This window comes from Brevundimonas sp. (genome assembly GCF_018608325.1).
GTDB lineage: Bacteria > Pseudomonadota > Alphaproteobacteria > Caulobacterales > Caulobacteraceae > Brevundimonas.
On the sequence record NZ_JABAZW010000010.1, the window covers coordinates 54,110 to 61,862 of the forward strand.

At 64.6% G+C, this 7,753-nt stretch carries 8 protein-coding genes; 6 read left to right on the forward strand and 2 right to left on the reverse strand.

Annotation, left to right across the window (positions count from 1 at the left end; genetic code table 11):
- The first annotated feature begins 41 nt into the window (after positions 1-41).
- From QZ281_RS01075 to QZ281_RS01085, 3 genes are read left to right on the forward strand one after another with little or no spacing between them, the layout of a single operon-like run.
- A complete protein-coding gene (locus tag QZ281_RS01075) occupies positions 42-2,342 on the forward strand; it encodes a bifunctional salicylyl-CoA 5-hydroxylase/oxidoreductase (RefSeq protein ID WP_292223643.1) in 2,301 nt (766 codons plus the stop codon).
- A complete protein-coding gene (locus tag QZ281_RS01080) occupies positions 2,342-2,845 on the forward strand; it encodes a MarR family transcriptional regulator (RefSeq protein WP_292223646.1) in 504 nt (167 codons plus the stop codon). The genes QZ281_RS01075 and QZ281_RS01080 overlap by 1 nt, the downstream gene beginning before the upstream one ends.
- Positions 2,842-3,249 (forward strand): thioesterase family protein, encoded by a 408-nt coding sequence (locus QZ281_RS01085; RefSeq protein WP_292223649.1) that lies wholly within the window; start codon positions 2,842-2,844, stop codon positions 3,247-3,249. The genes QZ281_RS01080 and QZ281_RS01085 overlap by 4 nt, the downstream gene beginning before the upstream one ends.
- A gap of 60 nt (positions 3,250-3,309) precedes the next feature.
- On the opposite strand, the gene QZ281_RS01090 is transcribed toward QZ281_RS01085, so the two are convergent.
- Together QZ281_RS01090 and QZ281_RS01095 are read right to left on the reverse strand one after the other, a co-directional pair.
- Positions 3,310-4,221 (reverse strand): fumarylacetoacetate hydrolase family protein, encoded by a 912-nt coding sequence (locus tag QZ281_RS01090; RefSeq protein ID WP_292223651.1) that lies wholly within the window; start codon positions 4,219-4,221, stop codon positions 3,310-3,312.
- 22 nt (positions 4,222-4,243) lie between these two features.
- On the reverse strand, positions 4,244-5,374 hold the full coding sequence (locus QZ281_RS01095; RefSeq protein ID WP_292223654.1) for a cupin domain-containing protein: 1,131 nt from the start codon (positions 5,372-5,374) through the stop codon (positions 4,244-4,246).
- A 104-nt stretch (positions 5,375-5,478) separates the two neighbouring features.
- Between QZ281_RS01095 and QZ281_RS01100 the strand changes: the two genes are divergently transcribed.
- The 3 genes from QZ281_RS01100 to QZ281_RS01110 form a co-directional block, all read left to right on the forward strand.
- A complete protein-coding gene (locus tag QZ281_RS01100) occupies positions 5,479-6,420 on the forward strand; it encodes a carbon-nitrogen hydrolase family protein (protein ID WP_292223658.1) in 942 nt (313 codons plus the stop codon).
- Positions 6,420-7,052, forward strand: a complete 633-nt coding sequence (locus QZ281_RS01105; protein ID WP_292223662.1) for a flavin reductase family protein — start codon at positions 6,420-6,422, stop codon at positions 7,050-7,052. The genes QZ281_RS01100 and QZ281_RS01105 overlap by 1 nt, the downstream gene beginning before the upstream one ends.
- A gap of 157 nt (positions 7,053-7,209) precedes the next feature.
- Positions 7,210-7,753 (forward strand): amidohydrolase family protein (locus tag QZ281_RS01110; RefSeq protein ID WP_292223665.1); only part of this gene is annotated, 544 nt, incomplete at its 3' end.

Below are 7,753 nucleotides of genomic sequence, written 5' to 3' on the forward strand. Positions count from 1 at the left end.
GAAAAACTATTTTAGGCCTAAACTAACTTGAGGGCCTGAAAATGCGTGTTGCCTGTCTCGGCGGTGGACCTGCCGGCATCTATTTTGCGATTTCGATGAAGTTGCGGGACCCCTCGCACGAGGTCCATGTGTTCGAGCGGAACCGCGCGGGCGACACCTTCGGCTGGGGGGTGGTGTTCTCGGACCAGACGCTGGGCAATCTGACGCGGAACGACCCCGTCAGCGCCGAGACCATCATGTCCAGCTTTGCGCACTGGGACGATATCGAGGTGGCCATCGACGGCGCCTCCGAGCGGTCGTCCGGGCACGGCTTCATCGGCATCGGGCGCTTGAAGCTGCTGCAGATCCTGCAGGCGCGGGCGCGTGAGCTGGGCGTCATCATGCATTTCGAGCATGAGTTCAGCGCCGATCTGAAGGCCTTCGCCGACTATGACCTGATCGTCGCCGCCGACGGCGTGAACAGCCGCATCCGCACGCAGTATGAAGACCGGTTCGACGTCGACATCCAGACGCGGGCCAACAAGTTCATCTGGCTGGGCACGACCAAACAGTTCGACGCCTTCACCTTCGCCTTTGAACAGACCGAGGCGGGATGGATCTGGGCGCACGCCTATCGGTTCGACGAAACCCATTCGACCTTCATCGTCGAGTGCTCGCCCCAGACCTGGGAGACGCTGGGGCTGGAGCATCTGGATCAGGCAGAGACCATCGCCCTGTGCGAGCGCATCTTCGCCCGTCATCTGGATGGACATGCCCTGCTGACGAACGCCTCGCACCTGCGTGGTTCGGCGGCCTGGATCAACTTCCGGCGTGTGATCTGCGGGCGGTGGTCGTTCGACAATGTCGTCCTGCTGGGCGATGCGGCGCACACGGCGCACTTCTCGATCGGCTCGGGCACCAAGCTGGCGCTGGAGGATGCGATCAAACTGGCCGAGGTGCTGAGCCGGAAGGGGCTGGAGGGCCGAGACGACCTGACCAGAGCGCTGGCGGAGTATCAGGACGAACGTCAGGTCGAGGTTCTGAAAATCCAGAACAGCGCCCGCAACTCGACCGAATGGTTCGAGACGTTGGAACGGTACGCCGGGTTTGACCCGCGTCAGTTCGCCTATTCGCTGCTGACTCGCAGCCAGCGTGTCAGCCACGAGAACCTGCGACAGCGGGATGAGGCCTGGCTGTCCAAGATCGAGCAATGGTTCGCCGACGACCCCGACAATGGCGATGTCGTCCCGCCGCTTCTGACACCGTTCACGGTCGGCGGCCTGACCCTGAGCAACCGTGTCGTGGTGCCGCCCATGCTGGTCTATGCGGCGCAGGATGACGGCGCGGCCACAGACTTCCACCTGACCCACTATGGAGCGCGCGTGCTGGGCGGGGCGGGGCTGGTCATGACGGAGACGCTGGCGGTGTCGCCCGAGGGGCGGATGACCCCGGCCTGCCCCGGTCTGTATGATGACACCCAGATCGATGTCTGGTCGCGGATCAATGCTCTGGCCCGCAGCTATGACGGCGCTGCAACCTGCGCCCAGATCGGTCACGCCGGACCGCGCGGTTCGTGCCAGCCGCCCGATGCGCGCGGTCGGATCGATGTTCCTCTGGCCCAGCCGTGGCCGGTGGTCGCGGCATCCGACCGCCCGTGGCGTGAGGGTGGTTTGACGCCTCAGTCGCTGGATGAGGCGGGCATGGCGCGGATCACGGCTGACTTCGTGGCTGCGGCGCAGCGAGCGGATGCGGCGGGTTTCGACATGCTTGAGGTCCACGCCGGCCATGGCGGGCTCTTGTCCAGCTTCATCACGCCGTTGTTGAACCATCGCACAGACGCCCACGGCGGCGACCTGGATAACCGTCTGCGTTTCCCGTTGGCGGTGGTCGCGGCGGTTCGTGCGGTCTGGCCGATGGCCAAGCCTCTGGCCGTGCGTCTGTCGGCGACGGACTGGGCGGGCGAGGCGGGCGTCACCATCACCGAGGCGGTCGAGATCGCCCGACGCCTGAAGACGGCTGGGGCTGACCTGATCGACGTGTCAGCGGGCGAAACCGATCCGAAGGCGCGCCCGGTCTATGGCCGCATGTTCCAGACGCCGATGGCCGATCAGATCCGCAATGAGGTCGGCGTGCCGGTGATCGCCGTGGGCAATATCACCGAGGCGGATCAGGCCAACTCCATTCTGGCGGCGGGCCGCGCCGATCTGGTGGCGCTGGGGCGTCCGCATCTGGCCGACCCGGTCTGGACCCTGCGGGCGGCGGCTCAGGCCGGGCGCGCGATCAGCACGCCTGCAGCGTATCGCTCGGGTCAGGATCAGCTTATTCGCCAGTTCCAGAAACAGGCGGAAATGGCGCGTGGGTGATGGACGAACAGACTAGACCGACCTCGGTCTCCATGCCGGAGAAGCTGGACGGCGGGGCCAGCGGGCCGATGGACGTGCGGGTGTGGCTGCGGATGCTCAGCTGCTCCATGACCATCGAGAAGATGCTGCGGCGCAATTTTCAGGATCAGTTCAATACGACCCTGCCGCGCTTTGATGTCATGGCCTCGCTGAACCGTCACCCTGAAGGTCAGACCATGGGCCAACTGTCGCGCGCCCTTTTGGTGTCCAACGGCAATGTGACGGCCATCGTCCGCCAGCTTCAGGAACAGGGTCTGGTTGAGGCGCGGGCTGATCCCGAGGACAGGCGCTCGTCCATCGTGGAGCTGAGCGCTGCGGGCAAGGCCCAGTTCGACCTGCTGGCGGCGGCGCACCATCGCTGGATCGCCGAGGTGTTCGCCGATGTCGGCGTCGAGGATCAGGCGCAGCTCTACGGGCTGCTGGCGACACTAAAGGCGTCCATCGCCGGAAAAGGACAAGGATGAGTTTCGAGACCCGACTGAAGGTGCGTTTCGCCGACGTCGATCCCGCGGGGATCGTCTTCTATCCGCGCTACTTCGAGATGCTGAATGCGGTGCTGGAGGACTGGTTTGCCGACATGGGCGCCGACTTCGCCACCATGCATCTGAAGCGTCGCATCGGCGTGCCGACGGTCAAGCTGGAGTGCGAGTTCATGGCGCCGGGCCTGTTGGGCGATGAACTGTCGGTGACGGTTCGTCCGACCCGCATCGGACGCAGCAGCTGCAATATCGAATATGGGATCACCGGCGGCGGCGTGGACCGCATCCGGGCGTCCGCCGTTCTGGTCTGCATGGACCTGGATCGTCAGAAGGCCGTCGAATGGCCTCAGGACATCCGGGAGCGGATTGAAGCCTTGCTGGCGAACTGAACGTCGAAGCGGACCATGCAAAAGAAGAAAGGGGAGGACGGGTGTCCTCCCCTTTTTTTGTCAGGCGGCGATGACGGCGTGACGCAGGCGGCCGATGCCCTGCACCTCGGCCTCGATGGTGTCGCCGGGCCACAGCCATTCCTGCGGATCAAGACCGGCGCCGACGCCTGCGGGCGTGCCTGTGGCGATGATGTCGCCCGGCTCCAGGGTGATGCCCTGGCTGATGTCGGCGATCAGTTCATCGACCTTGAACAGCATATAGGCGGTGTTGCTGGACTGCTTCTGCACGCCGTTGACCGACAGGCTGAGGTCCAGGGTCTGCGGGTCCGGGATTTCGTCGGCGGTGACGATGCACGGCCCCATGGGGGCGAAGGTGTCTTGGCCCTTGGAATAGATCCACTGACCCGCGCGGCGGCAGTCGCGGGCGCTCATGTCGATCAGCACCGTATAGCCGAAGACGTGGGTCAGGGCGTCTTCACGCGCCACGCCCTTGGCGGCGACGCCGATGACCGCGGCCAACTCGACTTCCCAGTCCAGTTGCTGGGTGATCTTGGCGTTGTGGACGATGGGATCACCGGGGCCGACGACCGTGGTCGGGGGTTTGGAGAAGATGACCGGCTGGCGCGGCAGGTCCGCGGACGTGTCCAGCGAACGGGCGGATTCCGCCACATGCTCGGTATAGTTCAGGCCGATGCCGAAGATGTTCTTGCGCGGGCGGGGGATGGGGGCCAGCAGCTTCACATTGGCCAGAGGCGTCGCCACGCCAACGGGGAAGAGGTCATTGGCCGCTGCGATCAGGTTGCTGGCGACCGTCACGGCGTTGGGGCCCAGGTCGATGAACTCCAGCATGGTGGACGGCAGCGGCGTGTTGGTCGCCGCGCCCAGTCGCTGAAGGTCCACCACCAGGGAGCCGCTGATGGCGCCCAGTCGGGCTTCGGCCTCTACGGACGCGCGGTAGGTTACAAGGCGCATGATCTGGTCTTTCTGGAAGGAGCTAGCGAGAGAGAATGGGTTGACGGCCGTCGTTCTCGCCCAGGGCTTCCTCACGATAGAGGCCCAGGGCGCGGATGGACGGCAGGTCGTTGAAGGAGAACAGGCAGGCGTCTTCGCGATCTGACGCATTGGCATGCTCGTGATAGGCCCAGGACGGGACCACGAAGATGTCCCGTTCCTTCCAGTCGAAGCGGCGGCCGTTGATGACCGAATATCCGGCCCCCTTGGCGCACTGATAGACAATACTGCCCGTGTGGCGGTGCGCGCGCGTGTGTTCGCTGGGGCGCAGCATCTGCATCGCCGCCCCTATGGTCTGCATGACGGGACCGCCGGTGTGCGGGTTCACATATTCCATGTGGACGCCGTCGTAGGGCGAGCCGTCAGTGACGCGGGCGAACTTCTCCAGCGCCTCATAGGTCGGCGCCCATTCGTATTTCAGCAGGGGCGAATAGCGGCGCGTCCAGCCGTGTTCGGCCGGACGCAGGCCTGCGCCCGCCCAGGTCGCCGTACTGTCGTCGATAGGATAGGCGATAGCCTGGTTCAGGTCCGGGTGGACCTCATAGAAGTTGGCCTCCAGCGCATTCATCAGCGGGATGTCCAGCCCGTCCTGCCAGATGCAGACCGTGCCGGATTCATCAACGCCGTGTTCGTGCCATGTGCCGTTGGGCGTCAGGACGAAGTCGTTGGCGCCGAGGGTCATCTTGTGCCCGTCGACATTTGTGAAGGCGCCGCTGCCCTCCATGATGAACCGCAAGGCCGAGGCGCTGTGACGATGGCTGGATGCGCATTCGCCCGGCTTCATCACCTGCAGGCCGGAATAGAGCCAGCCGACGGCGGCGACCACGTCCGCGCGGCCTTCGTTCTCCAGATAGATGACGCGGCGTCCCGCCTGTTCCGGCGTCACCAGCTCCAGCGCCTTCAGCACATGGTCGCGCAGGTCGTCATAGCGCCACAGCATGGGCTTTGACGTCGAGACCGGCTCCCACGGTTCGATCTTGTTGGCGACGGTCCACAGGGCGCCGACGCCCAGGCCGGAAAGCTGTTTGTAATAGTCGACCAGTGCGGGCGTATCGGCGACATTGGCGCGGCCAATGACGTCCTCCCGGTACTGATCATATCCGCCAACGGACATGGACGCCTCCCTTCGGTCAATATATTATAGGTCTAAAATATCTTCCATTTACTGTCAAATGCAACTAATCTGCACAGTGTCAGTCGAGGTATCGGAGAGTCCGCATGAGCCCGTCCTACAAGGCCGCCGTCGTCCAGGCCGCATCTTCGCCCCATGATCCTCAAGCTTCAGCAGACAAGGCGGCGGGTCTGATCCGCGAGGCGGCCTCTGCGGGCGCGAAGCTGATCGTATTTCCGGAGGCCTTCCTGGGCGGTTATCCCAAGGGGGCGTCGTTCGGCACGCCTGTGGGCATGCGCAAGCCGGAAGGGCGCGCGGACTATCAGCGCTATTACGAAGGGGCGGTCGATCTGGACGGTCCCGAGGTCGGCGCGGTGGTTGAGGCGGTCGCTGAAACCGAGGCCTTCGTGGTCATGGGAGTGATCGAGCGCGACGGCGGCACCCTGTACTGCACGGCCCTGTTCTTCGACGGCGGGCGGGGTCTGATCGCCAAGCACCGCAAGCTGATGCCCACGGGCGCAGAGCGTCTGATCTGGGGCTTCGGCGACGGCTCGACCCTGCCGGTGATCGAAACCAGCCTAGGCCGGATCGGCGCCGTGATCTGCTGGGAGAACTATATGCCGATGCTGCGCATGGCGATGTATGATCAGGGGATCAGCATCTATTGCGCGCCGACGGCGGACGACCGCGACGGCTGGGCCGCGACGATGCAGCATGTCGCGCTGGAGGGGCGGTGCTTCGTCCTGTCGGCCTGTCAGCATATTCGTCGGGGCGCCTACGCCGCCGACTATGACTGTGCGCTTGGCGATGACCCGGATACGATCCTGATGCGCGGCGGCAGCATGATCGTCGCGCCGCTGGGTGAGGTTCTGGCCGGGCCTGACTATTCGGGCGAGACCATCCTTTATGCCGACATCGATCTGTCGGCGGTGACGCGCGGCAAATATGATTTCGACGTGGCGGGCCATTATTCGCGGCCGGATGTGTTCCAGCTCAGCGTCAACGCCGCGCCGCAGGCGCCGGTCGCCTGGAAGGGCGGCAAGGGCTGATGCAGTTCGACTTCAGTCGTCTGGCCGCCGCTGATCGTTACAAGCTGATGAGCGCATCGATCACGCCCCGGCCCATCGCCTGGGTGACCAGCCTGTCGAAGGCCGGCGTCAGGAACGCGGCGCCCTACAGTTTCTTCAACATGATGTCGGCGGAGCCGCCTTTGGTGGCTCTGGGGCTGATGCGGCGGCCTGACGGCGCCTATAAGGACACCTGCGCCAATATTCTGGAGACGGGCGAGTTCGTCGTGAACCTGGTGGCCGAGGCCGATCTGGATGCGATGAACTTCACCTGCATCGACGCCCCGCCCGGTATTGATGAACTGCACGTGGGGGCCATCGAGACCGTGGCGTCAGTCGATGTCGCGCCGCCGCGCATCGTCTCGGCGCCGGTCAGCATGGAGTGCCGTTTGAAGCATCGGATCGACGTCAGCGACGCCTCGACCGTGGTGCTGGGCGAGGTGACGGTCTTCCATATCGACAACCGTTTCGTTGACGGCGAGCGCCTGCATGTCGATGCCGCCGCAATGGGATTGGTGGCGCGGATGCATGGCGCGGGTTGGTACGCGCGTCGGCCCGACATGGTGCGGCGTGACCGGCCTGCCTGGGCGGATTTCTGCGAACAGACGGGCTGACGGTCGCTGCGGCCTGATCAGGTGCGCCGGAAAGCCGCGCCTCGTATGTTGCGAAAAACGCAACTTCATGAGGCTTGTTGTTGCATTGTTACTTACGAACGGACTTTTAAAGTGATCCTGCGGGTCGCGTAAAGACGGTCTGTTTTCGGAGGGGAAAATGAGCAAATCGATCCTAAATCGCTGGTTGCGAAGCTGCGCCGTCGTGGTGGCTTTCGCCGCATCGACAGCGGTCGCCGCGCCTGCCGATAAGCGCGTGGCTCTGGTGGGCGGTTCGGTGGTGTCCGTTGAAAACGGGACAACGCTGAATGACGCGGTGGTCCTGATCGAGGGTGAGCGTATCGTCCAGATCGGCCCGCGCGCCTCGGTCGTCGTGCCCCAGGACGCCGAGGTCGTGCCGATGGACGGCCGCTGGCTGATCCCCGGCCTGATGAACATGCACGTCCATTTCGGGCTCAAGCTGCCGGGTGCGGCGGGCGCCGAACTGCAGAATGAAACCGACGCCCAGCAGGCGCTGCGGATGGCGGCGAACGCGCGCCGGTCCCTGCATGCTGGCGTGACCACGGTGCGTCTGGTCGCCGAGAGCCACGGCAATGATTTCGCCCTGCGCCGCGCCATTGAGCGTGGTGAGGCGGTCGGCCCACGGATCGAAACGGCGGGCGAGCTGATTGTGCCGACGGGCGGTCATGGCTTCCTGGAAGTGG

Coding starts and splice junctions, on each gene's coding strand:
- QZ281_RS01075 (WP_292223643.1), top strand. CDS start 42: ATGCGTGTTGCCTGTCTCGGCGGTGGACCTGCCGGCATCTATTTTGCG.
- QZ281_RS01080 (WP_292223646.1), top strand. CDS start 2,342: ATGGACGAACAGACTAGACCGACCTCGGTCTCCATGCCGGAGAAGCTG.
- QZ281_RS01085 (WP_292223649.1), top strand. CDS start 2,842: ATGAGTTTCGAGACCCGACTGAAGGTGCGTTTCGCCGACGTCGATCCC.
- QZ281_RS01090 (WP_292223651.1), bottom strand. CDS start 4,221: ATGCGCCTTGTAACCTACCGCGCGTCCGTAGAGGCCGAAGCCCGACTG.
- QZ281_RS01095 (WP_292223654.1), bottom strand. CDS start 5,374: ATGTCCGTTGGCGGATATGATCAGTACCGGGAGGACGTCATTGGCCGC.
- QZ281_RS01100 (WP_292223658.1), top strand. CDS start 5,479: ATGAGCCCGTCCTACAAGGCCGCCGTCGTCCAGGCCGCATCTTCGCCC.
- QZ281_RS01105 (WP_292223662.1), top strand. CDS start 6,420: ATGCAGTTCGACTTCAGTCGTCTGGCCGCCGCTGATCGTTACAAGCTG.